The 25,236-nt window shown below is 65.2% G+C and carries 22 protein-coding genes and 2 tRNA genes; 14 read left to right on the top strand and 10 right to left on the bottom strand.

Annotated elements, in window-relative coordinates:
• The first annotated feature begins 96 nt into the window (after positions 1-96).
• Positions 97-187 (top strand) — tRNA-Ser (locus B4393_RS15695).
• A 53-nt stretch (positions 188-240) separates the two neighbouring features.
• Here B4393_RS15695 and B4393_RS15690 read toward each other — a convergent pair.
• Genes B4393_RS15690 through B4393_RS15680 form a run of 3 tightly spaced genes read right to left on the bottom strand, consistent with a single transcriptional unit; the run spans position 241 to position 1,782 of the window.
• Positions 241-714 (bottom strand): hypothetical protein, encoded by a 474-nt coding sequence (locus B4393_RS15690; RefSeq protein WP_078334855.1) that lies wholly within the window; start codon positions 712-714, stop codon positions 241-243.
• Positions 715-754: 40 nt separating this feature from the next.
• Positions 755-1,183, bottom strand: coding sequence for an SRPBCC family protein (locus B4393_RS15685; protein ID WP_078334854.1), 429 nt, complete (start codon positions 1,181-1,183; stop codon positions 755-757).
• A gap of 47 nt (positions 1,184-1,230) precedes the next feature.
• Entirely contained in the window at positions 1,231-1,782 is a 552-nt protein-coding gene (locus B4393_RS15680; RefSeq protein WP_078334853.1) for a DUF4334 domain-containing protein, read from the bottom strand.
• Between the two features lie 85 nt (positions 1,783-1,867).
• Here B4393_RS15680 and tgt point away from each other — a divergent pair, with 85 nt between their 5' ends.
• Both tgt and B4393_RS15670 read left to right on the top strand, forming a co-directional pair.
• The gene (tgt, locus tag B4393_RS15675) at positions 1,868-3,088 is read left to right on the top strand and encodes a tRNA guanosine(34) transglycosylase Tgt (RefSeq protein ID WP_078334852.1); all 1,221 of its coding nucleotides are present in this window, start codon (positions 1,868-1,870) and stop codon (positions 3,086-3,088) included.
• 62 nt (positions 3,089-3,150) lie between these two features.
• On the top strand, positions 3,151-4,380 hold the full coding sequence (locus tag B4393_RS15670) for a cytochrome P450 (protein WP_078334851.1): 1,230 nt from the start codon (positions 3,151-3,153) through the stop codon (positions 4,378-4,380).
• On the opposite strand, the gene B4393_RS15665 is transcribed toward B4393_RS15670, so the two are convergent.
• Genes B4393_RS15665 through B4393_RS15655 form a run of 3 tightly spaced genes read right to left on the bottom strand, consistent with a single transcriptional unit; the run spans position 4,377 to position 7,824 of the window.
• A complete protein-coding gene (locus B4393_RS15665; RefSeq protein ID WP_109558228.1) occupies positions 4,377-5,822 on the bottom strand; it encodes an ABC transporter substrate-binding protein/permease in 1,446 nt (481 codons plus the stop codon). The genes B4393_RS15670 and B4393_RS15665 overlap by 4 nt on opposite strands.
• A 44-nt stretch (positions 5,823-5,866) precedes the next feature.
• A complete protein-coding gene (gene gluQRS / locus B4393_RS15660) occupies positions 5,867-6,733 on the bottom strand; it encodes a tRNA glutamyl-Q(34) synthetase GluQRS (RefSeq protein WP_078334925.1) in 867 nt (288 codons plus the stop codon).
• A 26-nt stretch (positions 6,734-6,759) separates the two neighbouring features.
• Entirely contained in the window at positions 6,760-7,824 is a 1,065-nt protein-coding gene (locus B4393_RS15655) for an ATP-dependent DNA ligase (RefSeq protein WP_078334850.1), read from the bottom strand.
• A gap of 18 nt (positions 7,825-7,842) precedes the next feature.
• Here B4393_RS15655 and ligD point away from each other — a divergent pair, with 18 nt between their 5' ends.
• From ligD to B4393_RS15640, 3 genes are read left to right on the top strand one after another with little or no spacing between them, the layout of a single operon-like run.
• Complete coding sequence (gene ligD / locus B4393_RS15650) at positions 7,843-8,871, top strand: non-homologous end-joining DNA ligase (protein WP_078334849.1); 1,029 nt, start codon at positions 7,843-7,845, stop codon at positions 8,869-8,871.
• On the top strand, positions 8,871-10,127 hold the full coding sequence (locus B4393_RS15645) for a glycosyltransferase 87 family protein (protein ID WP_078334848.1): 1,257 nt from the start codon (positions 8,871-8,873) through the stop codon (positions 10,125-10,127). The genes ligD and B4393_RS15645 overlap by 1 nt, the downstream gene beginning before the upstream one ends.
• On the top strand, positions 10,127-10,633 hold the full coding sequence (locus tag B4393_RS15640; protein WP_078334847.1) for a hypothetical protein: 507 nt from the start codon (positions 10,127-10,129) through the stop codon (positions 10,631-10,633). Before B4393_RS15645 ends, B4393_RS15640 begins: the two co-directional genes overlap by 1 nt.
• Here B4393_RS15640 and B4393_RS15635 read toward each other — a convergent pair.
• From B4393_RS15635 to B4393_RS15625, 3 genes are all read right to left on the bottom strand, one after another.
• The gene (locus B4393_RS15635) at positions 10,630-11,355 is read right to left on the bottom strand and encodes a hypothetical protein (RefSeq protein ID WP_078334846.1); all 726 of its coding nucleotides are present in this window, start codon (positions 11,353-11,355) and stop codon (positions 10,630-10,632) included. The two genes, B4393_RS15640 and B4393_RS15635, sit on opposite strands and share 4 nt — an antisense overlap.
• 25 nt (positions 11,356-11,380) lie before the next feature.
• A tRNA-Ser gene (locus B4393_RS15630) sits at positions 11,381-11,469 on the bottom strand.
• A 5-nt stretch (positions 11,470-11,474) separates the two neighbouring features.
• A complete protein-coding gene (locus B4393_RS15625; protein WP_078334845.1) occupies positions 11,475-12,653 on the bottom strand; it encodes an MFS transporter in 1,179 nt (392 codons plus the stop codon).
• A gap of 104 nt (positions 12,654-12,757) precedes the next feature.
• Between B4393_RS15625 and B4393_RS15620 the strand changes: the two genes are divergently transcribed.
• From B4393_RS15620 to B4393_RS15585, 8 genes are all read left to right on the top strand, one after another.
• Complete coding sequence (locus B4393_RS15620; RefSeq protein ID WP_078334844.1) at positions 12,758-14,164, top strand: alpha/beta hydrolase; 1,407 nt, start codon at positions 12,758-12,760, stop codon at positions 14,162-14,164.
• 66 nt (positions 14,165-14,230) lie between these two features.
• Positions 14,231-15,205, top strand: coding sequence for an NADPH:quinone reductase (locus B4393_RS15615; protein ID WP_078334924.1), 975 nt, complete (start codon positions 14,231-14,233; stop codon positions 15,203-15,205).
• 124 nt (positions 15,206-15,329) lie between these two features.
• On the top strand, positions 15,330-15,878 hold the full coding sequence (locus B4393_RS15610; RefSeq protein ID WP_078334843.1) for an SRPBCC family protein: 549 nt from the start codon (positions 15,330-15,332) through the stop codon (positions 15,876-15,878).
• Positions 15,875-17,440 (top strand): AMP-binding protein, encoded by a 1,566-nt coding sequence (locus B4393_RS15605; RefSeq protein WP_078334842.1) that lies wholly within the window; start codon positions 15,875-15,877, stop codon positions 17,438-17,440. The genes B4393_RS15610 and B4393_RS15605 overlap by 4 nt, the downstream gene beginning before the upstream one ends.
• Before the next feature lie 34 nt (positions 17,441-17,474).
• Positions 17,475-18,680: an FAD-dependent monooxygenase gene (locus B4393_RS15600; protein ID WP_078334841.1), complete on the top strand. Its 1,206-nt coding sequence runs from the start codon at positions 17,475-17,477 to the stop codon at positions 18,678-18,680.
• Positions 18,681-20,609, top strand: a complete 1,929-nt coding sequence (locus B4393_RS15595) for an FAD/NAD(P)-binding protein (protein ID WP_078334840.1) — start codon at positions 18,681-18,683, stop codon at positions 20,607-20,609.
• Positions 20,606-21,988, top strand: a complete 1,383-nt coding sequence (locus B4393_RS15590; RefSeq protein WP_078334839.1) for a nitrosuccinate lyase — start codon at positions 20,606-20,608, stop codon at positions 21,986-21,988. Before B4393_RS15595 ends, B4393_RS15590 begins: the two co-directional genes overlap by 4 nt.
• A 229-nt stretch (positions 21,989-22,217) precedes the next feature.
• Entirely contained in the window at positions 22,218-23,969 is a 1,752-nt protein-coding gene (locus B4393_RS15585) for a helix-turn-helix domain-containing protein (protein ID WP_078334923.1), read from the top strand.
• Here B4393_RS15585 and B4393_RS15580 read toward each other — a convergent pair.
• Positions 23,865-25,151, bottom strand: coding sequence for an IS701 family transposase (locus B4393_RS15580; RefSeq protein ID WP_078334838.1), 1,287 nt, complete (start codon positions 25,149-25,151; stop codon positions 23,865-23,867). The genes B4393_RS15585 and B4393_RS15580 overlap by 105 nt on opposite strands.
• Positions 25,152-25,236 lie beyond the last annotated feature (85 nt).

Here is a 25,236-nt window from a genome sequence, read left to right as displayed (position 1 = left end):
ATATAGCACCTTCACCCGTGGTGGCGCGGGGGTCGTCCCGGATAGCTGGGCCAACCGATTGGGGGATAGGGCCTTGCTGCCTGTAGTCTTCTCGGCGGTGGCGTGTCCGAGCGGCCTAAGGAGCACGCCTCGAAAGCGTGTGACGGGTAACCCCCGTCCGAGGGTTCAAATCCCTCCGCCACCGCCATTACCCTCTGACTGCTAGAGCAGATCAGGGGGCGTTTTTCGGCCGAGCGCCGCTCATCCTGCGGGGCATAGCTGTTGCAGGCGGGAGTTGGCGGAGGCTCCGTGGGAAAAGCTCTTCTCCAGCCGAGAGCGAACTTCTGGTGGGGCGGGAGCGGCCAGGTCTGTTTGACCGCGAGAGTCCAAGCTGACGGTCATCTCGTTCAACGCATTGCGCTGATCAAACATGGCAGTGATCACGTCGATGTCGGATACCCGGCCCTGCGCCATCGTGAAAATGATGGCGTGCTGGTTCAGCATGTCCGCCCAATCCTTCACCAGGCGAGGTGATAACCCGCCGTCGAGTAGTTTGCCAATGAGCTCACGGTCGCCAACGCCCTGGCGCTCCTCATGGAATGTGGCGGAAGCCTGCGTGAGCTGCGGGAGAATCGCATAGTACTGCCGACAACTGTCCTCATCAGCTGTTGCGGTCGGTGCGGTTACGACGACGGACACCGCGACGGCGACGCCGACAGCGAGTTTGGTGAACATACCCCCCCTTTGATCTGTCCTGGTACAAGTACAGCACGTATTAGCGGGCGGTGCGCCCACTCAACATCTCCTGTAGCACGTGTAATGACCGCGCCGTGCTGTCGGTGACGACGCGCAGGAGCACCTTCTCGGAGTGATCATTGATATCGACCCCGTCGAGATACGTCGTGAGAAGGGTGCCGCCGTCCTCAGCGGTAAGGCGGTGGCTGATGGTCCAGCGGGCCGGATTGCCTTCGCGCACCGCGCCCACGAAGTCGACGGCCAGCAGCTCACCCGGATCCGCGGCGACGACGGTGCAGTCACCGGTGCCGAGCAGTCGGGTGCCCATGATGGCCGGATGAGTGATCCGGTACTGGCAACCGACCTCCGGTCGGAACCCATCGGTCTGCAGGGACCACAGGTCTGGATCGACCATCGCCCGCCACACCTGCTGCGGCGGGTAGGCGAAAGATCGCTCGAACAAGATCATTTCGACGCCCTCACGCGGGCAGCGTAGGCGCTGCGCGGCGCCAGCGCTCAGTCTCGGCGCAATGTGAAGAAGTAGGGCTGGTCCATATCGCGCAGATCCATGATGCCCAGCAGCGTCGCGTCGTCGACCTTGCGGAAGTGGTCGATGATCGCCTTGTGGTCGTAGACCATGGCCGCACTGACGGCGCCGCGGAACTCGATGTTGCGCAGACGGGCGCGATGCTTGTTGGTCCGGATCAGCGGTTTGAGCGCGGCCAGTGCGGTCGGCGACGTGCGTTTGACCATCGGGGACTCAGTCAGCCCACTGATCCGGCCCGCGAGTCCCATCGGCGCCAGCATCGGGTCGACCGCGAAGATATCGCCACCACCAAGGCTGAAAAGCAGCGGATGCACATGATCGACATCGTCGAACTGCTTGCCGTACCAGCCCGACACAGTCAGGATGCCGTCCATCGAATGCCCGGTAGGCACCTCACCGCCATGCCAGCGCTGGCCGATCAACTCTTCGGATCGCACGGGCTCCAAATTGTCGAAGAAGACCAAGGCCTCTGCAGTGGTGGTGCCCTGTTCCAGCGCGAGAAGATCCGACATCGTTGTCATCAGCCGAGCCTACGACGATGATGAGCCGCTTGGGCGAAGAGCCGAACGCCGGGCGCGCGACGCGCCCAGGGCAAAATAGCCTCCGATGACTGACCAGTACTTCTCCATCGACGCCACCTTGCCCGGGACTGCGGGCCGGGCAGGTGTCATTCATACCCCGCACGGTGACATCCAGACCCCGGCCTTCATCGCCGTCGGAACCAAGGCCACCGTCAAGGCGGTTCTGCCGGAAACCATGGCCGCGCTCGGGGCCCAGGCGGTGCTTGCCAACGCCTACCACCTCTATCTGCAGCCTGGACCCGACATTGTGGACGAGGCCGGCGGACTGGGCGCCTTCATGAACTGGCCCGGGCCGACATTCACCGACAGCGGCGGGTTCCAGGTGCTCTCGCTGGGTTCCGGGGCGCGCAAGGTGATGGCGATGGACGTCGACAGAGCGCGTGCTGATGACCATGTGATCGCAGGCAAGGACAAGCTCGCCCACGTGGATGACGACGGGGTGACCTTCACCTCGCATCTGGACGGTTCCACACATCGGTTCACTCCAGAGGTGTCCATGCAGATCCAGCATCAGCTGGGCGCCGACATCATGTTCGCCTTCGACGAACTCACCACCTTGATCAATACCCGTGAATATCAGGAGGATTCGGTACAGCGCACCCACGAGTGGGCGCAGCGCTGCCTGGACGAGCACGAGAAGTTGACGCGTGAGCGCGCCGACAAGCCGTATCAGGCGTTGTTTGGTGTGGTGCAGGGCGCGCAGTACGAGGATCTTCGGCGCCAGGCCGCGCGGGGACTGGAATCCCTCGTGAGCAGCGGGGATCGCGGCTTTGATGGCTACGGCATCGGCGGCGCGCTGGAGAAGCAGAATCTCGGCACCATCGTCGGCTGGGTGACATCCGAACTACCCGAACACAAGCCGCGCCATCTCCTCGGGATCAGTGAGCCCGACGACCTCTTCGCGGCGGTCGCGGCGGGGGCGGACACCTTTGATTGCGTGTCCCCGTCACGGGTCGCGCGCAACGCCGCCGTCTACACCCGCGATGGTCGGGTCAACATCACCGGCGCCAAGTATCGCCGGGACTTCACCCCCATCGACGCCGAATGTGACTGCTACACCTGCGCGCATTACACGCGGGCGTACCTGCACCATCTGTTCAAGGCCAAGGAGATCTTGGCCTCTACCTTGGCCACTATCCACAACGAGCGGTTCACCATTGGATTGGTCGACCGCATCCGCGCCAGCATCGTGGACGGGCGCTTCGACGAGCTGCGGGACGACACGTTGGGCCGCTACTACGGTTAAATTCCGGCGGCCGGACGCCGTTGCCTCAGGCGGATCTCAGAATCTCAACGCACACTGGACGCATGCCTACTACGACCGATCCGGGCACCCTGCTTCTTCAGGTGCTCGACCCGGCCAATCGTGCGAATCCGTACCCCGTCTACGGCCAGTTGGTCGAGCAGACGCAGACCGGTCCGGTGCATCCGCCCGGTATGGCAGTGAGTGTGCTGGCGACCTTCGCGGACTGCAACGCGGTGCTGCGCCACCCGCAGGCGTCATCGGACCGCCGTAAGTCGAAGATCGTCCAACGACAGCTTGCCCAGAATCCCAATCTGGTCGGCAGGCCCTCGTTCTTGGGGCTGGACGCCCCCGATCACACTCGGTTACGTAAGTTGGCTTCGAAGGCATTCGCCCCCAAGGTGATCAACGCGATGGCGGGAGACATCCAGGCCCTGGTGGATCAGCTGGTGGAGAACCTCGCCCGGCGCGGAACCTTCAATCTGGTCACGGATTTCGCCTATCCGCTGCCCGTCGCGGTGATCTGCCGCATGCTGGGGGTCCCCATCGAAGACGAGCCGGAATTCGGCAGGGCCTCGGCGCTTCTCTCCCAGGGATTGGACCCGGTGTACGCGTTGACCGGACAGTCTCCGGCCAACATGGACGAACGGTTCCAGGCCGCTCACTGGATGTGGGACTACTTCATCGACCTCATCGCGGCCCGGCGGCGCAATCTTGGTGACGATCTGCTGTCCGCGCTGATCCAGGTGGAGGAGGCCGGTGATCAGCTCACCGAGGAGGAGATCATCTCCACCTGCACCCTGCTGCTCATTGCCGGACACGAGACCACCGTCAACCTGATCGCCAACGCGTCGCTGGCGATGCTGCGTGATCCAAAGCAGTGGAAACTGTTGGGGCAGAATGCTGATCGCGCACCACTGGTTGTCGAAGAGGCGCTGCGCTACGACCCGCCGGTGCACATGGTGGCCCGTGTCGCCGACGGGGACATGACCATTCGCGACTTCACACTGCCGAGCGGCGAGTGGGTGCTGTTGATGCTCGCTGCCGCACAACGTGATCCGGAGGTCGGTCCCGACTTGGACGTCTTCAACCCCGACCGTGCCGAGATCAAACACCTGGCCTTCGGGCACGGACCACACTTTTGTCTGGGTGCTCCGCTGGCCCGGCTGGAGGCCAAGCTGGCGTTGAGTTCGATCACCGCTCGGTTCCCGGAAGCCCGGCTGATGGGTGAGCCCACCTACCGGCCGAATGTCACGCTGCGCGGGCTCGCCGATCTTCCGGTGAGCATCGCCTAGCGCGCGACCGACTTCTCCAGACGCTGTTCCAGCCGGTCCTGTACCACCGACATCGCCATGCAGACGATCCAGCAGTAGACCCCGGCGGTGACGTAAAGCGTGAAGAACTGGAAGGTCGGTGCGGCGGCGACCTGCGCCGTGCGCATCACGTCGGTCACCAGGATCGCCGATGCCAGCGAGGTGTCCTTCACCAGCGAGATCAACGTGTTCGACAGCGGCGGCACCGCGACCCGGCTGGCCTGCGGAATGACGATGCGCCACAACGTGGTGCTGTAACTCATGCCCAGGCTGGAGGCGGCCTCCCACTGCCCGCGCGGAATGCTCAGGATGGACGAGCGGATGATTTCCGCGGCATAGCCGCCCACGTTGAGGCTGAACGCGATAACGGCGGCGGGGAAGGGACTGATCTTCACTCCGAACTCGGGCAGTGCGAAGAAGATCAGAAACAGCTGAAGCAGCAGCGGCGTACCGCGAATAATCGAAATGTAGATGCGGGCGAGGCCGGATAGCACGCGATGATCCGACATGCGGGCCAACGCCACCCCGAGGGCGATCACCAGTCCGATCACGAAACTGATGGCGGTCAGCGGCAGGGTGACGGTGACCATGGCGCGTGCCATCGGCCACAGATTGTCCAGTACCAACTGAGTGTTGGATCTGACCTCACTGGAATCGTTCTGGCCTGCTTCGGTTTTGGTTGTTCCGCTGGCATCGGCCTTCAGGTATTTCTGGGAGATGCGGGTCAATGTGCCGTCGGCCGCCAGCTGATCCAGCGCCCTGTCGAGGTCGGGTAGTAGGCCGCTGTTCTTCCGGGCCGCGAACCCCTGCTCACTGCGCTGTCCGGTGGTCCCGGCGATCTTCACGGCCGGATCGCCGGTGCTGGCTAGGTAGGCGTAGACGGCGATGCTGTCGTTGATGACGACGTCGACCCTGCCCTGGCTCAGCAGGGTGATGGACTGGGTGAAGCCCTCGACCGTCTCCACCCGGGCGCCGGCGTCGCGGGCGATCTGCGACCAGTTGCTCGTCGCGTTCTCGGCGGCCACCTTGCCTCGGACATCGGCCAGGCCGTGAATGGTGTCGTCGTTGGCGCGGGTGACGATCACGCCCTCGCCGATGGCGTAGGGCGTGGACAGGTCGTACTTGGCTTTGCGTGCCGGGGTGATCGTGACTTGGTTTGCGACGATGTCGAACCGTTCGGCGTCCAATCCGGCGAAGATCGCGTCCCAGGGGATCTCCACGAACTCCACCGGGCGGCCCAGTTTCTCACCGACGGCGCGAGCCACATCCACGTCGTAGCCCGTCAACTCCCCGGTGCGCCCGTCGTGAAAGCTGAACGGCGCGTACACGCCCTCGGTGCCGACGCGTAACGGTTCCTGTGCCGGGGCCGCGCAACCGGCTACCGCCACCAGTGCGAGAAGCGCAAGCATGACGGCACGAAGCACCGCGGGAGGCTAACACGATTCGGCCGCCTTCAGGTCGCTTCGAATCAGCCCGGGTATATCCAGGGCTCACGCGGGATGCGCCCGGAATCGAACTGGCTCAGCAGATCGGCGGCGTCGGCGGCCCGGTACCCGAGCGAATCACAGATCAACGCGAACGCCCGATCCGCACCGAGATCGGCGAGGGTCACCGCGCCATCGCGTTTGGCCAACCGTGCCCCCGCGGTATTGAGAACCAATGGGACATGGGCGTATGTCGGCACCGGATAGCCCAGCAGCGCGGCCAGATAGGCCTGCCGCGGCGCGGAGGCCAACAGGTCGTCGCCACGCACCACCTGATCGACGCCCTGCTCCTGGTCGTCGATCACCACCGCGACGTTGTAGGCGGTCACACCGTCACCGCGGCGCACCACGAAATCATCGACGAGGCCGGTGTATTCACCGTGTAGCAGGTCGTGCACGGTGAATGACGAGTTTTCTGTGCGCAGTCGTAGTGCGGGCGGGCGCGCGGCGCGCCGTTGCTTTCGTTCGGATTCCGGCAGCTCGCGGCAGGTGCCCGGATACGCGCCCGGCGGTGAGTGTGGTGCCGTCGGGGCTTGGGCGATGTCTTTTCTGCTGCAATAACATTCGTACAGTAGGTCGCGAGAGTCTAGCGAGGTGATCACCTCTCCGTAGGCGGTGGTCCGATCGGACTGCCACATCACGGGCAGCTCCCACCGCACACCGATCGCGGCGAGGTCGGCCAGCTGGCGCTGCGCCACCGCGGAGTTGGTCCGGGTATCGAGGTCCTCCACTCGCATCAGGAACCGGCGCCCGCTCGACTGCGCGAACAGCCATGCCAACAATGCCGTCCGTAGATTTCCTATGTGCAGGTCGCCCGAGGGGCTCGGTGCGAACCGCCCCGCACCCGTCATATGGTCTTCGCGCAAGCGCTCATCCGTCACACCAAGCCCGGCACAATATCGTTGAGACTGAACGCGATTGGTCGTTCGAGCTGCTCGTAGGTGCAGGAATGCGGATCGCGATCCGGGCGCCAGCGGTTGAATTGGGCGGTGTGCCGGAACCGCACGCCCTCCATGTGGTCGTAGCGCACCTCCACCACCCGCTCGGGGCGCAGCGCGACGAAGGACAGGTCCTTGCCGGCATTCCACCGAGAGCCCGCGTTCTTCTGCGGTGTGCGTTCGCCCGCCTCGTGCGCGGCCCAGTTCCACGGGTGCCCGTCGAGGGAGGTGACCAGTGGTTGCAGTTCCTGGAAGAGGCGCTTGCGTTCGGCCATGGGGAAAGCGCCGATTACGCCGACCGATGCCAACACGCCGTCGTCCTGATACAGGCCCAGCAGCAGCGACCCGATGGTGTCGTCGCCCGATTTGTGTAACCGGTACCCCGCGACAACGCAATCGGCGGTCCGTTCGGGCTTGATCTTGAACATCACGCGCTTGTCGGGTTGATAGGGGATCGCCAACGGTTTCGCGATGAGCCCATCGGTACCGGCCCCCTCGAACTTCTCGAACCAGTGCTGCGCCAGGGTCTGGTCGGTGGTCGCGGGGGTGAGGTGAATGGAGTTCCCGGCACCGGACAGTGCCTCGGTCAGCGCGGCACGCCGCTCGCTGAACGGCCGGGCCGTGTAATCCTCGTTACCCAGCGCCAGCAGGTCGAATGCGATGAAGGAGGCGGGTGTCTGCTCGGCGAGCAGCCGCACCCGCGAATCTGCCGGGTGAATCCGCTGTTGCAGCGCCTCGAAATCCAGCCCCGCATCGGTGGCGATCACGATCTCGCCGTCGACGACGCATCGCTGGGGCAGCTCGGCAAGAATTGCCGCCACCAACTCGGGGAAGTACCGGGTCAGGGGCTTCTCGTTGCGACTGCCCAGCTCTACCTCGTCGCCGTCACGAAACACGATCGACCTGAACCCATCCCACTTGGGCTCATAGGAGGCGTCGGCCGGGATTTTTGCGACAGGTTTTGCGAGCATTGGCGCGATAGGAGGCATGACGGGCAGGTCCATTCCCATATGATGACGGTAATGCCCACGCCCGCCGAGGAACTGGATGTCGACGGCATCGCCGTCCGGCTGAGCAACCCTGACAAGGTGTACTTCCCCCAGTTGGGAGCCGAGGGTGGCACCAAACGCCACCTCGCCGAGTACTACCGCACAGTGGCTGTCGGTCCGATGATGAACGCGGTGCGCGACCGCCCCACACATCTGCAGCGTTTCCCCGACGGCATCGACGGCGAAGAGATCTACCAAAAACGGCTGCCGAAGCACTATCCGGAGTACCTGGACAGCTGTGAGGTCACCTTTCCCTCTGGTCGCACCGCGGAGGTGCTGCGGGTGACCAAGCCCGCCGCGATCGTATGGGCAGCGCAGATGGGCACGGTGACGCTGCACCCCTGGCAGGTTCGTTTCCCCGATCTGGATCATCCCGACGAGCTGCGCATTGATTTGGACCCGCAGCCGGGAACCGGTTTCGACGAAGCCAAGTCGGTTGCGCTCGAGGTGTTGCGCCCGCTACTGGACGAGCTGGGGTTTGTCGCCTACCCGAAAACATCCGGCGGTCGCGGCATCCACGTCTACCTACGTATCGAGGCCCGTTGGGACTTCATCGAGGTGCGCCGGGCCGGGATCGCGCTGGCGCGCGAGGTGGAACGTCGCGCGCCCAAGCAGGTGACCACCTCGTGGTGGAAGGAAGAACGCGGGGAGCGCATCTTCATCGACTTCAACCAAAACGCGCGTGATCGCACCATGGCATCGGCGTACTCGGTGCGGCGCACGCCCATCGCCACCGTATCCACGCCGTTGACGTGGGAAGAACTGGTGGACGCCGAACCCGATGATTTCACCATCGCTACCGTGCCCGATCTGCTGCGGAAACGACCGGACCCCATGGCGGAGATGGATGATGCACCGCAGTCGATCGAGCCGCTGCTTGAGATGGTAGAACGGGACGAGGCGGACGGATTGGGGGATATGCCGTATCCGCCGAACTACCCGAAGATGCCGGGAGAACCGAAACGCGTTCAGCCGTCCCGGGATACCGATAGGAAGCAGTAGTGACAGTCCGCAGTATGTCGTGGCGGGCGGCTGGTGTGTGGTTGGCGGCCGGACTTGTGGCCGTGCTGCTGCAGCATTGGCTGATACCGCTGAACGCCCCGAACAGCTTCGGGTTGTTCACCAACGGTGGCGATCTGATGACCTACCGGTTCGGAGGTCTGCGGGTTCTGCACGGTGAACCGTTGTACGCCAACGAGATACCGGATGCAGGATGGTTCACCTATACCCCGTTCGCGGCAATGATCTTCGCGCCATTGGGTTTTGTGTCGTTGGGAGCTGCGAAGGTCATCTGGTTCTTGATAAATCTGGTGGCCCTGTTCGCCATCATCTGGCGCTGCTGGCGGGTGCTCGGATACTCCGCGAATGCGCCCCTGGCTGTCGCGTGCGCGGGAATGAACTTGGTGGCCTGGGATATTCAGCCGATCCACGGCACCCTGTGGCAGGGGCAGGTGAATCTCGTACTGGCCGCACCCATCATCTGGGATCTCACCCGACCCGAAGGGGCCCGGTGGCGCGGCTGGTCGGTGGGTGTCGCCGCGGGTGTCAAACTGACGGCCGTCATCTTCGTTCCGTACCTGCTGATCACTCGACAATGGCGCGCCGCGTCAGCGGCGATGGTGACGGCCATGGGCACCGTGCTACTGGGATGGATTGTGCTGCCCTCTGATTCGTCCGACTATTGGTTGGGTGCGGTGCGGACGACGGGCCATATCGGCTCGCTGGACCATCCGGCCAACTCGTCGATAGGCGGCGTCCTGGCGAATATCTACACGCCGCAGCAGATGCCGACCTGGTTGTGGGTTCTACTCGCCGGCTGCGCCGCCCTGTGGGGAATGGCGGCCGCGTGGCGCGCGCATTCGGCGGGCCACGAGCTGCTCGCGGTCATCGTCGTTGGGATGGTCGGCTGCGTGGTCTCGCCGTTGGCGTGGACTCACCATTGGGTGTGGACGGTTCCGCTGATGGTGTTGTTGGTCAACCACATTCTGACGACGAAGGGCAGGGCCCGGTGGCAGTGGGCCGCGGCGTCCGCCGTGATCGCGCTGCTCGTGTCCATGTGGTGGTATCTGGGACTCTATGTGCGCGCGATGCGGCTGAATCCTGATTTCGAGTCCTACATCACCGGCTGGGACGCGGTCATCGCGCACATGTCGCGCGCGGAAAGAGTCTTCGACACGGCGCTCTATCCGTTGCTGTTTCTTGCGGTGGCGATTTGGGTACTCGCTACCAAACGCTTACGGGCCGGTACCGTGCAGTAATGAGACATTGGGCGGCGGCCTGCGCCGTCGCGCTGTTCACGGTGAGTGGTTGTTCGTTATGGGATAAGGCTGGGTCCACCCAGATGTCCTACACACCGCAACAGACCGGCGCGTCGCCGGTTCGCTACGACTCGGACCCGCTGGAGCAGCGTTTCCCCAAGCTGCCCAAGCCGGTTACCGGTGAGTGGGTGCAGGGCTTCTTCAGTGACGAGCCCCTGCCCGGCCCCGACACCACGTATTGGGTGGACGCGATCATCGAGATGCCGCCGCAGCAGCTGGCCGCGTACGTGGCGCCCTTCCGTTCGAGCATGGTGCTCGCATCCAGGCCACGCCTGTGGAAGACCCTCGATGCCGGGGTGCCGTCCACCGCGCAGTTCGAGCGCAGCGATGAGCTTGACCGGATGTTGTCCACCAAGACCGACAAGGGTGGCTGGGAGGTCAAGGCGTTCGCACCCAATGACGGTTCGGTTCTCGTCCTGTCGGCGCGAGGTAAGGACGCGAGTTAGGACCGTCGGGTGCGACGGTTGCGCAGGCCGCGGGCCGGTTCGAGAACTTTCTTCACGGTGTCCTCGTCCTTGCCCTCCGCGTCCGGGGTCTCTTCGTCCTTGAGGTCGGTGTTCTCGGCGTCTTCGGCCGCGACGGCCTCGTCCGCGTCGGTGTCCTCGGGGGCCTCAGTGTCCTTGGTGTCCGGGACCTCAGCGTCCTCAGTGTCCTCAGAGTCCTCGGAGTCCTCAGAGTCGGGTGTGGCGGGCTTCTTCTTGGCCGGGCGGGGCGTGCGTTCCGGCGCGGGACGCTCGGCCACGAAGGCCAGGTGATAGGCCGCGAACGCCAGGATCCCGATCGCCGCGGCGGCGCCGTACACCCCGAACTCCCAGATGCCGAACCGGTCCAGGTTCAGCCAGATCTCGGCGATCGCCGTTCCGGTCACCAGTGCACCGGCCAGGAAGCTGCCGGTGAAGGCGGCGGCACGCAGCGTGAGGGCCAGTTGTGGCGTCGCGAACTCGGGCCGACGGGTCTGCCGCCAGGCGGCGAGGGCCGGTACGCCCGCGGCCGCCAGCAGCGCGCCGCTGATGATGCGCATCCACGTACCGAAGGTGTGGCCGGTTGAGCCGTTCAGCTCAGGCCAGCGGGGCAGGGCGAAAAAGAAAAAAAGCAGTCCCGCGATCAAGGAGAGAGCGGCATGGCTGCTGGTCAGAACGATGGTCGCCGTCCGGCGTCCGGCAGCCATTGCCCTCCTTGATGCGGTCCTGCAGTGGCGGAGGATAGGGGATTTGAACCCCTGAGGGCTATTAACCCAACCCGCGTTCCAGGCGAGCGCCATAGGCCACTAGGCGAATCCTCCGTCGGTCATGGTAGCGGACTGGGCTGGGTGCTTATGTCCACCGTCGCCGTGACCGGCCCGGATGCACGTCGTGAGCTGGCCACGAGGGCCGCGCCAGCGATCAGCGCGACTACGAGAGCACCCAGCAGCGGCCGGAACCCGAGAGCACGCGCGAGGTAGGGCGCGGAGCTGGCGCCGAGAAAGACCGTGAATCCGTACAGGGCCGTACCCGCACCGCGTCGGGGAGCGGCCCGATCGCCGAACATGGTGACCATTGCCGTGGAGGCGACCGCGATCCCGGCGACGAAAATGTTGCTGCCGACGATGATGACCGGAATCGATTCGGCGCCGAGCGCCTCGACAGTCAGCCCCACGGCGGCCAGCAGGTAACCCACCAGCGCCCCGGTTTCCGTGCCGACTCTGCCCACCCATGACCCGACAAACGGGGCCACCAACATTCCGGGAATGCCGGCCAGCCGAATCGTGGTGCCCATGGATTCGGGCAGGTGCAACGCATCCACCAGCTGAGTCGCCAGGCTCGTGTACATCGCGACGAACGACAACATCAGCACGAAGACGGCCACCAGCGGCACCGCGATATCGGCACGGGTGAGTAGGCGAGCTTGTGCGGCGAAGCCCGACCTCACCCGCGCCGACGGGTCCCCGCTGCGCTCCTCGCGCATGACGAGCGCCAGGAGCGCGACATTGACCGCGAGTCCGGCGGCGCTCACCCGGAACAGCCACTGCCAACCCCACGTGTCAGTGATGATTGAGGCCATCACCTGGCCGAGGACACCCGCCATCAGGTACGCGGTGGATACCGCGCCGATCGCGGTGGTCGCCGTCCGTCGCGGCAGCGCCTCTCCGAGGTAACTCAACGCGGACGGCGAGAACGCGCCTCCGGCGAAACCTTGCAGCACGCGGAGCGAGCCGAACAGCGCGGGTGTCGGGGCGAAGGGAACCAGAAAGGTCAGAGCGGCCATGACGGATACCCCCGCGAGCAGCACAGGCCGACGGCCAAAGCGGTCGGTCACGGGCCCGAACAGCAGGAAACCCGCCGCGTAGCCGAAGAGTGCCGCGGACAGGGCGGGCGTCATGTTCTGCCCGCCGTAGGACGCCGACACCGCGTCGTGGATCGGAATCCACACGTAGAGCTGCATGGTGACCTGCAGCGCGCACAGCACGATCAGGACAACCCGCGTCATTTCTGCACTATTGGCCGGGCATAGGTGCACCGGCAACCAGCGGCCGCATTGTCCGTCACCTCCGAGATCGGCTGATTCCCAGCGATTCTCCAGAGTGCCCGGGGATGTTCTTCAGGAATCGCGGGGACAATCAGGGCGTGCCGCCGTCGGGGACATTGGTGTTGGCCGAGCTGCCCGCCTATGCGCGAAACAATCCGCTGTACGCAGGCCCGTCGCTTATTCACGGCTGGCTGCCGGTGGCGATTCAGCTTCTGGCCGCGCTGACACTGGTTGCCGGTCTCTATGGCAGGCCACCGAGCTGGCTCCGGGTGTGGGTGCCCAGTGCCCTGCTGTGTGGTGTGGCCGTGGGTTCATCGGCGTACTGGTACATCACCTCGCAAGGGATGGCCGACAACCCGCCACCGCTCCTGCTGTGGACGTGGATCGGTTTGGCCGCAGTGGCATTGGTTGTCCTGATCGCGGGCTGGGTACGGACACAGTGGATACGGCGGGGCGCGATGATGCTGGCGGTGCCGCTGTGTCTGCTGGCCGCTGCCACGGTGCTCAATCAGTGGATCGACTACTACGACACGTTGCGCTTGGCGTGGGCGGCGGTGACCGCCGGCCCCTTGCCCGACGAGGCCGACCTGGCGACGGTGCAGGACCTGAAGGGCAAAGGATCCACGACAACGGGGCGGGTCGTTCCCGTCGATATCCCTTCGGACGCTTCGGGATTCCATCACCGCGCCGAGTACGTCTATCTGCCGCCCGCCTGGTTCGCGCGGCCCGCGACCCCGCAACTTCCTGTCGTCGTCATGATCTCCGGGGCGTGGTCGACGCCCGCCGACTGGGTACGCCAGGGCAACGCGGCCGGTGCCATGGACCGCTTCGCGCAGTCGCATGACGGGGTCACTCCGGTGCTGGTCTTCGTCGACACCGGGGGTTCGTTCAACAACGACACAGAATGTGTCGACGGACCGCGCGGCAACGTCGCCGATCACATCACCAAAGAGGTTGTTCCATATGTGAATTCAGAATTCGGAACGAGGCCTGGCAACTGGGGTGTGGTTGGCTGGTCGATGGGCGGAACCTGCGCGGCCGACCTCACGATCACCCACCCGGAACTCTTCCACGCCTTCGTCGACATGGCGGGCGACCTTTCCCCCAACGCGGGCACCAAGGACCAAACGGTGGAGCGGCTGTACGGCGGCGACGAGGCTCAATGGGCGCGGTTCGACACCTTGTCGGCGATGCGCAGCCATGGGCGGTATCAGGATGTGGCGGGCTGGCTGGACGTATCGACGACCGCAAAGATCAGGGCAGGGCAGGAGCAGTTCACCGGCCCGATCGCGGCGAGTCGGCTCTGCGCGGCGGCGCTGCCCGCGGGCATCGAGTGTGCGGTCGTGCGGCGCACCGGCAACCACGACTGGGCGTACGCACAGGAGGCCTTCGCGCAGGCGTTTCCGTGGATTGCCGGGCAGTTGGGCACGGCCGGGGTGGCGCGGACACCGCTGCCCGCGCAGGAGCCGTGAATTGCAATCATTGGCAACGTAATCCGTCACGTTGTGACGGTCTCCGGCATGCCGCAAGATGTGTGCATGCGCGCCGCCTATATCGAGCAGCGAGGACCCGCGGAAAACATCCGATACGGCACGCTTCCCGAACCTGTGGCGGGGGCCGATGAGGTACTCGTCCAGGTCGGCGCGGTAGCCGTCAATCCGGTCGATACCTTCGTGCGGTCGGGTGCGTACCCCACGTCAATTCCGCTGCCGTTCGTGGTGGGACGCGACCTTGTCGGCACGGTTGTGCACGATGCTGGGGGATTCCGTGCCGGCGATCAGGTGTGGTGCACCAGCCTCGGATACGACGGAAGGCAAGGTGCTACAGCGGAATTGGCCACAGTTCCGGCCGAAAGACTGTATGAGTTGCCGGCGGATGTCGATCCGTTGGCGGCCGTCGCCGTGGCCCATCCTGCCTCTACCGCGTATCTGGCAACCGTCGAGTATGGGGAAATCAGAGCCGGGGAAACGGTGCTGATCGTCGGTGCCGGTGGAAATGTAGGGTCGGCGGCCGTCACCCTCGCGGTCCGATGCGGTGCGCGGGTGATCGCGGTCGCTTCCCAGCGCAGCCTGGACAGATGCCTGCAACTCGGCGCCCATGAGGCGTACGACCACACCACGGACTGGCTCGGGACGGTGGGTAAGGCGCACCACGGCGGCATCGACGTCTATGTCGACACTTCGGGCGTCAACGATCTTGTCGCAGCGGTGGATCTGCTTGCGCCGCATGGCCGCATCGTCCTGCTATCGGGAGACGGAACCCCGGAGACCCAGCGTCCCGTCCCGCTGGGGCCGCTGTACCGCAAGAGCGGATCCATCCGCGGATTTGTCATGTCCAGGGCGTCGGCCTGTCAGCTCGCCAATGCGGCCCAGCGCACCGCGATTCTGTTGGCCGCCGGTGACCTGACTCCGAATACCATTGATGTGATGCAGTTTTCGGAAGCGGCGCGGGCGCACCGGCGTATCGAAACCGAGGTCATGGGGGGCACTCGCCTCGTACTGCTGCCCGCGTGATTCCCGGCCGCAACCAGGGCTTTTACCGTCTGCGGCGCATCGACTTGACGGACCCGGAAACCAACTTGACGGACCGTCCGCGGATACATCGCTGCACCCCAGCGCCGATGCCAGCCTTTTATGCGTGACCCTCTTCGAAATCGAAACCAGCGCCTTCTCCACCGCAACCCCTGACGAGCTGTACGCCTTGGTGAGCGACCTCCCCGAGAGTGGTCGCTGGAGCCCTGAATGCATTGGTGGACAGTGGATATCCGGTGAACCGGGCCAAGTTGGCTCCCGCTTCCGCGGAAACAACAATCGTGCGACCGATGTCGTTGCCTGGGCGCCGGTGGTGCGCGGCGGCTGGCAGACGGAGAGCGAGATCGTGGCCGCCGAAGCGCCTAGGCAGTTCAGCTGGTCCATCCTGAATCGATCGGGCGAATTGCAGGAGAGCGTCTGGAGCTACTTTGTCGACGCCGCCGAGGGCGGATCGATCCTGCGGCACCACTACCGGATGGGTAAGCCCACCGAGGGCATCACCGAGATCATGTCGCACCTCGACGAAGAGGGTAAGCAGCGGTTCGTCAGTGAGTGGGGCGACAAGCTCCGCGCCGATATGCAGGCCACCGTGGACGCCATCGCGCGTATCACCGAGGAGTCGCGCGCTACCCAGGAAGCCGGAGTACCCCAATGATTCTGCAGCGCATCGGAAACCGTGGTATCAAGCTGGGCACGCTCTTCGAGCGCGCGGCACGCAGGCACCCCTCCAACACTCTGACGCTGGATCACCGGCCTTCGCTGGCTCCCCAGCTGCAGGGCACCGCGACCATCGCCGCGGTGGCTGCCGCGGTTGACGATATCGCGCGACGGCTGCGTGCCGCCGGTGTCGCTCCGGGCGAAAAACTGGTCATCCACAAGTCCGATGGTTTCGATATCACGTTGGCGGCATGTGCCGCCGCCCGCGTGGGTGCGGTACCAGTTCTGCTGTCCCCCAAGCTCGACGGCCCGACGGTGGCCACCCTCATCAGGCGGGTCGGCAACCCGACGCTGTTGACCGACGCGGCCAAGCTCGACGGTGAGCTGGCCGGGGAGCCCATCGCCGAAATCACCTCTCGCGTCTTACTCGCCGAAGGCGAACACCCCCAGGCCGTCACACTTTCAGGGCTGACTCCGGCTGCTGCGGCGCCCGCCGCTATACCTAGTCCGCACGATCCGGCACTGATCACGCACACCTCCGGTACCACCGGAGTGCCCAAGCTTGCGGTGCACACCAACTTCACTTTCGAGGCGCGCTATCGCCCACAAGCCGCCGTGGCCGCACTGGTGCGCCGCCGCGAGCCCGTCGTCATCCACGTGTCCTTCGTGCATTCGCGTCTGGTGACAGCACTGGCGATCGCGATCCTGCGCGGCTTCCCGGTGGTGGTACTCGTCGACGACGAACCGGAGCACGCCGCGGAGATCTTCCTACGCGTGAAGCCGGGAATCCTTGAGGCCCACCCGAATACTTTCATCAATTGGGAGGTGCTAGCCGAAGACCCGCGACGCCCACTGGCCTCGGTGAAGTACTTCAGCAGCACCTTCGATGCCATTCATCCTCGCACCGTGCGCACGCTGCTCGCGGCCTCGGGTCGGCGGCGCCCGCTGTTCGGACAGCTCTACGGACAAAGCGAGGTTGGTCCTATCGTTGCGCGCGGGTTCAGCCGCTTCCGTTCCGCGGACTCCGATGGGCGTTGCGTCGGTTACCCCTTCCCGGGCATGACCGATGTGCGGATCGTGTCGCGCAATGGGCAGCCGCCGTCGTCGGAAAACCCCGGCTACATCGAGGTGCGCACCGACGGCCGGATTCGTACCTACCTCGGCGAGCAGGAACGCTACGACAAGCAGCTCGATGACGGATGGTGGCGGATGGGTGATGTCGGCTACCGCACCCGCTGGGGTTGCATCCATCTGCTCGATCGCGAGGTTGACCTGATCGACGGTTTCGGCAGCACCCTGGCCGCCGAGGATCGTCTGTTCCTGGCGGTCGATGAGCTCACCGAGGTGATCATCGTCGCCGGCCCGAATGGTCTCGCCCAGCCGGTTGTGTGCACGAAAAACGATGTGCCACTGAATCTTAACGCGTGGGACGCGGCGGCGGCGCAGCTGCCACCCATGGCGCCACCGTTGCAGCTGCGTCTCGATGAACTGCCGCAGACGGCCACCACGAAGATCAAGAGGCTGGAACTGTCGGCGCGCATCGGAGCCGGGGCCTTCTGATGAGCCGCGTGCGCGAAGAGAATGGAGCCCAGTGATGAGCCGGCTCATTGTGGTTGGTGGCGGCATCGGCGGGCTTGCCGCCGCGTTGAGCGCCGCCTCCTCGGGTAACGAGGTGATCGTGCTGGAGCGGGCCCGTGAGTTCGCCGAGATCGGGGCAGGTATCCAGCTAGCACCCAACGGATTACATGCGCTGGACCTGCTGGGTGTGGGTGACAAGATCGCGCGCATCGGAGTCCAGGTGGACTCGCTGCGACTGTTCGACGCCACCGTCGATCGCCTGATCAACACCATGAGCCTGGGCGCGGACTACCAGCATCGGTTCGATAGTCCGTACCTGGTGGTGCATCGCGCCGAGTTACATCGCATCCTGGTCGACAAGTGCGCCGCGGACGGCCGCATCGAACTGCGCAGCCGTAGTGAGGTATTCGGATATCGGCAGGACGCCGCGGGAGTGCGCGCGCTACTTAGCGACGGCACCAGCGTGGAAGGCGACGGTCTGATCGGCGCCGACGGCATCAACTCAGCCATCCGGCGCACCCTGCTGGACGACGGAGAACCGCGGGTCGCCGGGATCACGGTGTACCGCACCACGGTTCCGATCAACCGTGTCGACGAGAGTCTGCAATCGAATTCGGTCACGTGGTGGACCGGGCCCGGATGCCATCTGGTGACCTACCCGATCGCCGGCGGCGCACTGCTCAATCTGGCGGCCAGCCGAACCGACGGCGCCGTGGAGGCGTTCTCGGGAGTCTCGGTAAGTGAGGCCCGGGTGCTCGGCGAGCTGGCGCCCTTGCGGGGGACGGCCCGCAGTCTGCTTGAGCTGGGACGGGACTGGAGGTCCTGGGCACTGGTGGATCGTGACCCGGTGCGGCAGTGGTCAGACCGGCGGGTGGTGTTGTTGGGTGACGCGGCACATCCCATGCTGCATTATGCGGCGCAGGGTGCCAGCCAGGCACTCGAAGACGCCGTCGTCTTCGGCGCGATCATCGGTGCCGATCCCGACCGTATCCCCGGCAGATTCGGCCGTTTTGTCGAGGCGCGGCGCGACCGCACCGGAGACGTGACATTGGCGGCCCGGGACAGCATCGGCATCTGGCACGCGGCCGGGCACGCGGCCGTAGAGCGCAATGAAAAGCTGGGCGCCATGCACGATTCCGATCTGCATGAGGCATTGGCCTGGATGCACGGCGATACCGATTTCGGTCTGACAGCGGTGGCATCGACGGCGGGAGTGCGGTAGATGTCGGATCATCAGATTTGCATCATCGGTGCCGGCCCTCGCGGACTGGCGGTGCTGGAGCGGCTGTGCGCCAACGAACGTCACGCACCCACTGCGGACCGGATCGTCGTGCACGTGGTCGATCCGTACTCACCGGGAGCCGGATCGGTGTGGCGCACCGATCAGTCCTGGCATCTGTTGATGAACACCGTGGCCTCGCAGATCACCGTCTTCACCGACGACAGCGTGGCCATCGCGGGCCCCATTGAGCCTGGGCCGACACTCTACGAATGGGCACAAAGTCTTGCATTGCTGGGTGATCCATCCCGCAGTGGCGAGAAGGCCATCGCCGAGGCACGCACGCTGCGGTCCAATTCGTACCCGACGCGCGCACTCTACGGGCACTATCTCAGCGACAGTTTCGCGCGCGTCGTCGGATGGGCGCCGGAGCACGTGACGGTTCGTGTGCATCGTTCCCGCGCGGTGGCGCTGGCCGATACTCACGGTGATATCGATGGGCCCCAGGGGGTTCGGCTGGAGAACGGAGCCCGTTTACACGATCTCAAGGCCGTCATTCTGGCTGTCGGACACGTGCCCGCGGGGCTGCGTCCCGGCGAGGCGCGCGCAGCCTCTCTCGCCCGTATCCACGGGCTGACCTATGTCACGCCGGCCAATCCGGCGGACATCGACCTGTCGGCCATCACAGCAGGTGAGCCCGTGGCAGTTCGGGGACTGGGACTGAACTTCTTCGATTACATGGCGTTGTTGACGGTGGGACGGGGCGGGAAGTTCCTGCGTGAGGGTGCGCGCCTGGTGTACCGCCCGTCGGGGCAGGAGCCCGTGCTGTACGCCAGTTCGCGCCGTGGCATCCCGTACCACGCCCGCGGCGAGAACCAGAAGGGATCCTCCGGGCGCTACTTTCCGCGGCTGCTCACCGTCGAGCGGATTGCCCAGCTCCGCGCGGATCTCGGAGGGCTGCTGCAGTTCCGCCGCGACCTGTGGCCGCTTATCGCGCGTGAGGTGGAGTGCGTTTACTACGAACGGCATTTGACTCAGCGCGGTGCACCGGTACAGGAGTTCGCCGAGAGTTACCTCCATGCCGCGCAGGACGCGCTGCCTGCGGTTCTGTCTGATCATGGGCTGGGAGATATCGTCTGGAAATGGGATGATCTCGACCGCCCCTGGGGCGACCGTGAGTTCAGTGGCCCCGAGGATTTCACCGCGTGGATCCTTGAGCACCTGCGGGCCGATGTCGTGATGGCGCGCGAGGGCAATGTCGACGGGCCGGTGAAGGCGGCACTCGACGTACTGCGGGACCTACGCAACGAGATCCGGCTCGCAGTGGATCACGGTGGTCTGGACGGAAAGTCATACCGGGACGAACTGGAGAGCTGGTACACGCCGCTCAACGCCTTCTTGTCTATCGGCCCTCCGGCCCAGCGGATCGAGGAGATCATTGCGCTGGTGGAGGCGGGCGTCATGCATTTGGTGGGGCCGCAGATGCAGGTGCGCTTCGACACCCACGATCCCGCGGTGGTCATCGAGTCGCCGCTGGTGCCGGGATCGGCGGTGCGCACACGCAGTCTCATCGAGGCTCGACTGCACGAACCGGACCTGCGCCGCAGCAGCGACCCGCTGCTGGTCTTCCTGCAGGAGACGGGGCAATGCCGCCAATACGAGATTCCCACAGACGATCAGAAGGCCTACCAGACAAGAGGACTGGCGGTCACGGAGCGTCCGTATCGGTTGATCAGTGCGGACGGGAGAGTGCATCCGCGACGGTTCGCCTATGGGGTTCCCACCGAATCGGTGCATTGGGTCACCGCGGCGGGGATCAGGCCGGGAGTGGATTCGGTGACACTGGGTGACGCCGACGCGATTGCTCGTGCCGCATTGGCGTGTGCGCCCAATCCTTTAGCGGATGTGGGTGATCACGGGGTGTTGGTGTGAGCGGTTTCTTGGATACCGGGCTGCTGTCCCCGGTGAGTGCCGGCACCAACGCCGAGGCCGAACTGACCGATGCGGCCTGGTTGCAGGCAATGCTCGATGCCGAGGTCGCGCTGGCGGCCGCCCAAGCGGATATCGGCGTGCTGCCGAGGGATGCGGCCGATGTCATCGCCAGGGCAGCGGCCGCGCACGATATCGACGTCCGTGCGGTGGCTCTATCGGCTCGGGAGACCGCGAACCCCGTCGTCGGGCTGATCAAGGAACTGACCCGGATCGTGGGTGAGATCGAGCCGAGTGCCACGGATTACGTGCATCGCGGGTCGACGAGCCAGGACATTCTCGATACCGGGGCGATGATGCTGACGAAGCGGGTTCTGGAGATCATCGCCACGGACCTGGGCCATGTGGCCGAGGCGCTTGCGGAGCTGGCCGCGCAGCACCGTGACACCGTGATGGCCGCCCGCACGCTGGCCGTGCAGGCCGTGCCGACGACGTTCGGGCTCAAGGCATCCGGGTGGCGTGCGCTGGTTCTGGAGGCACACACACGGGTGTGCGCGCTGGCGGATGCGCTTCCGGTATCGCTCGGCGGTGCCGCGGGAACTCTTGCCGGATACCTCGAATACGCGGGGCAGGAGGGGATCGAGCCCGGGGCGTTCGTCGAGAAACTGAACGCGGCATTCGCGCGCAGAACGGGGCTGGCCGAGTCCGGCTTGCCGTGGCATGCGCTGCGCGCTCCCATTGCGGATATCGGCAGTACCACGGCCTTCGTGGCGGGAGCTCTCGGAAAGCTCGCGGTCGACGTACTGACGTTGAGCCGCACCGAGATCGCCGAAGTAGCGGAGCCGGCCCCACCTGGTCGCGGGGTGTCCTCGGCGATGCCACACAAGCGAAATCCAGTGCTGGCAACCATGATTCGATCGGCGGCGCTCCAGGTTCCGGCCCTGAGCATCGTCCTGACGCAGTCGTTGCTCAGCGAAGACGAGCGCTCGGCCGGTGGCTGGCACGCGGAATGGTTGGTGTTGCGGGAGTGCTTGCGCCTCACCGGGGGTGCGGCCCAGACCGCCGTTGAACTGAGCCGCGGACTGCAGGTGCGCGCCGAACGGATGTCGGAGAATCTTGCCCTGCTCGGCGGTCAGCCGTCGGCGGAGCGGCTGTCGGCGGCACTCGCCCCACGGCTGGGCAAGGGGCCGGCCAAAGCCATCGTCACCGCCGTGGTGGATGAGGCGGTCACGCGTAACCTGAGTTTGCGTGAGGCAAGTCTGGCCCGGCCGGAGATCATCGAGTGGTTGAGCGAGGCCGAGATCGATAAACTGCTGGACCCCACCACCTACATCGGAGCGGCAGGTCAGCTGGTTGCGGAGGTCATCGCGCGCCCTTGCTGAGGAAATCACCTGCGCGAACTTTCACTCAGGTTGATTCTTTGCGAACTGTTCGCGCGCAAGAGTCTTGACGGTGCCCTACCCCGCCCATACGGTTGCCACGCACACACGGCAGACGGGGTTGTTGGGATTGACTGAGATTCAGGCGAGTGGGGCGCGCGATGCGGTGCCGAGTGCGGGCCACTCAGCGTTGGCCGTGCTGCGGCTGCTGGCCTCCGGAACGGCTCCCGACGTGTTCGAGGCCCGGCTCAAAGAGATGGCGCGTGAGTCCTCGCCACCGTGGAGCGCCGCCGATCTACACCGGGCCAGGGGGTACGCCGAGCGCATCTACGGCCTTATCGAGGGGCAGAATCAGCGTGAGGCACGGCTGTCCAACTTGGTGGGCGTGGGAATCGACCTACTTGGCTGCCATGACCTCGACGAAGCGTCGACGACCCTGGTCAAACGTGCACGGATCATGCTCGACGCCGACTTCTCCTTCATCTCGGTGCGCGACGACTCGGCTCCGGAGATGCGGCACCACGTGCGCTACGTCGACGGGCCCACCACCGCCATAAACCACGGGCTCTATTTCCCGATCGGAGACGACGTCGGGTTGGTCAGCCTGTACCGCGCGGGACAGGGCCCGGTGTGGACCGCGGATTACCCGTCCGACACCCGATTCAGCCGGGCCAGCGACGGCGATGCCGCCATGCGTTCTGAGGGTGTGCACAGCCTGATGGTCATGCCGATGGAACATGAGGGACGGCATTTCGGCAACCTGTACGTCGGTTCGCGGACGGTGCGCAGCTTCACGGCCGCCGAACGGTCTCTCTTCGCGAGCCTGTGCTCGTTCGCGGGGATCGCTCTTGCCCGAGCCCGTGAATTCTCCAGCAATACAGCGCAAATCAGCGCATTGGAGCGTCGGCTGGAGCTGCGGACCACGCTGTTGGACACCGGAGCAGGTCCCGGAGGCATGGACGGCTTTGTCCTCACGGCCGGGGAGCAGCTCGGCGTCGCGATGCGGGTGACGGGACATGACGGAGGCGAGATCGCCTCCTATAAGTGGAAACCGAACGCGCGCAACATCCTTACCGCAGCGCTGACTGTTGGTGACGACTTCCACGGTGAGCTGTCCGTCGCGAGTCTGGGCGACGGGCCGGTCTCGTTGTACCCGTTGAAAATTCAGGATCTCGCCACGACCGCCGCCGTGGTGCTGTGCGGTGACAACCGGATGTCGCTGTCGGTATCGCAGCTGCGCAATGACCTGTTGCGCGACGTGCTGGACTACCGTCAGCGTGACAGTCGGTTGGTCCAAATCTATGCCCGTCGTTTGGCTTTGGACCTCAACCAGCCACACATCGTCGTCATCGTCAGGCCTGAACGTGGTGGGCTGGATCGCGCGTCGCTGTGGTCGGCATCGTTCGCCTCGCGGGTAGGTGGCTTGCGCGCCACGCAGGATGAGGTGGTGGTGCTGCTCATTCCGGGATCCGACGCGGGGCGCGCCGCCCAGACGGTATGGGACGAGACGACGGCACACCTCCGGATGCCGGTGACGGTGTCCTCCGCCGGACCGTCGGACCGGATCGAGTCCATCGAGGACACCTACCAGGACGCGATGCGTTGCATGGATGCGATGAGCGCGCTGGGTGCCCTTGGAACAGCCGCTGCCGCAAACGAACTAGGCTTCCTGGGGGTGCTTTTATCGCGCCACCAGGACGTGGAGGGATTCGTCAGATCGATGGTCGGCCCCGTCATCGACTATGACGAGGACCGCGACACCGACCTGCTGCAGACACTCGACGTGTATTTCACCGTCGGTGCCAGTCCCACCCGCGCCGCGAAGATCCTGCACACACACCCCAACACGGTGGTGCGCCGACTCGATCGGGTAAATGAGCTACTTGGTGACGGGTGGCAGGATGCCGAGCGGCTCCTGGACACGCAGCTCGCCATCAAGCTGTGGAAAGTGAGAGGTTCGCTGCTCACTCGCCAGACCGGGTGACACCAGGCAGCCGACTGCCGCCGCGATGGACACCAGGGTGGCGTGCCGGTGCCATCCGGTGAACGACCGTCCTGCGAAGTCCTGCATGCCCATCCGGTTCGCCAGGTGCAGATATCCCTGTTGCACGTGATCGGCCAGTGCCACCTGATGCGCCTGTGACGAGGTGGAGAACTCGGGGTCATTGGTCAACCAGAGTTCGGTGCGCGCACGGGAATGGTCCAGGGGAGTCATCCCGACGAGCGTCAACGGTGTCCGCGATCGTGGCGCACCCGGGTCGGCCAGCTGTACCTTGGCGATGCTGATCAAGTGGCGGCGTCCCTGGTAGACGTACTGCTCCGTGCGGCGCGAGCCCTTGGTGGCCTGCACGATCTGGGCAGCCGGCAGCACACGCCCCTGGTAGCCCGCGAATGCCGGGTCGACGACCTGAAGCTGTAGGTCGCTGGGTACTCGGGTGGTCGCGACCTGGTGTGCGAGTGTCCCGAAGACCTGTGCCAGGTCCGCGCCACTGGCGCCGAGCAGATCGAAGATGACTGGTGCCTTCGCGGGGCGCGCCACCCGGGCGAACTCTTGGAACGACGAGAGCGCGCAGCCGCTCACCGACTCCAGCGGGTAGTCCTCGGGGATGGAGGTCTTCGACTTCTTGGGGGTGGACTCCAGCCAGGGCTGCGACAGGTGCAGCCGCCAGCTCACCGGCACCGCGAAGCCGTCGGCAGCGAGCCACACGCTGAGGGCCAGCTGGCCGTTGACCGCCCGGCCGGCGCGAGGGCAATACCGTCGGTCCACGCCCACCGAGTGCACACCGGCCTTGGGGATCAGCATCGGGGTCACCACCCATGCCGCCGCGTGGTACGCGCTGGTGAGATAGGACGTCAGGTCCCGGCGCACCGCCCACCAGTCCCAGGTGGAGCTGTTCACGAAGTGATGCAGATTCTGCTCGCTCACCTCGCGACCCGTCGATCGGCCCATGCTGGCCGCCATGTTCCGTGCCGACTTACGTCCGCGCACCTTCAACAGGCCGGTGACATAGTCCTCACCCTTGGCGCGCTGATCGCAGCGTGGCAGCGATCGCAGCACTTCGGGGCATACATGCGAGGCTACGGACGCCATCGCGTCGACCGAGTTGACGCATGGGCGCGTATCGAACAGTTCGGTCGCGGCCTGGGTCTTGGTCGCAGATGTCATGCTGAAGCACCTCGATGAGTTAGCGGATGTTCAATGTCGACCCAAGAATGGGCGAGACTCGGGCTGAGGGCCAGGTATTGGCACC

The organism is Mycobacteroides franklinii, from assembly GCF_002013895.1.
GTDB classification, from domain to species: domain Bacteria; phylum Actinomycetota; class Actinomycetes; order Mycobacteriales; family Mycobacteriaceae; genus Mycobacterium; species Mycobacterium franklinii.
This window is presented reverse-complemented; position numbering and strand designations above follow the sequence as displayed.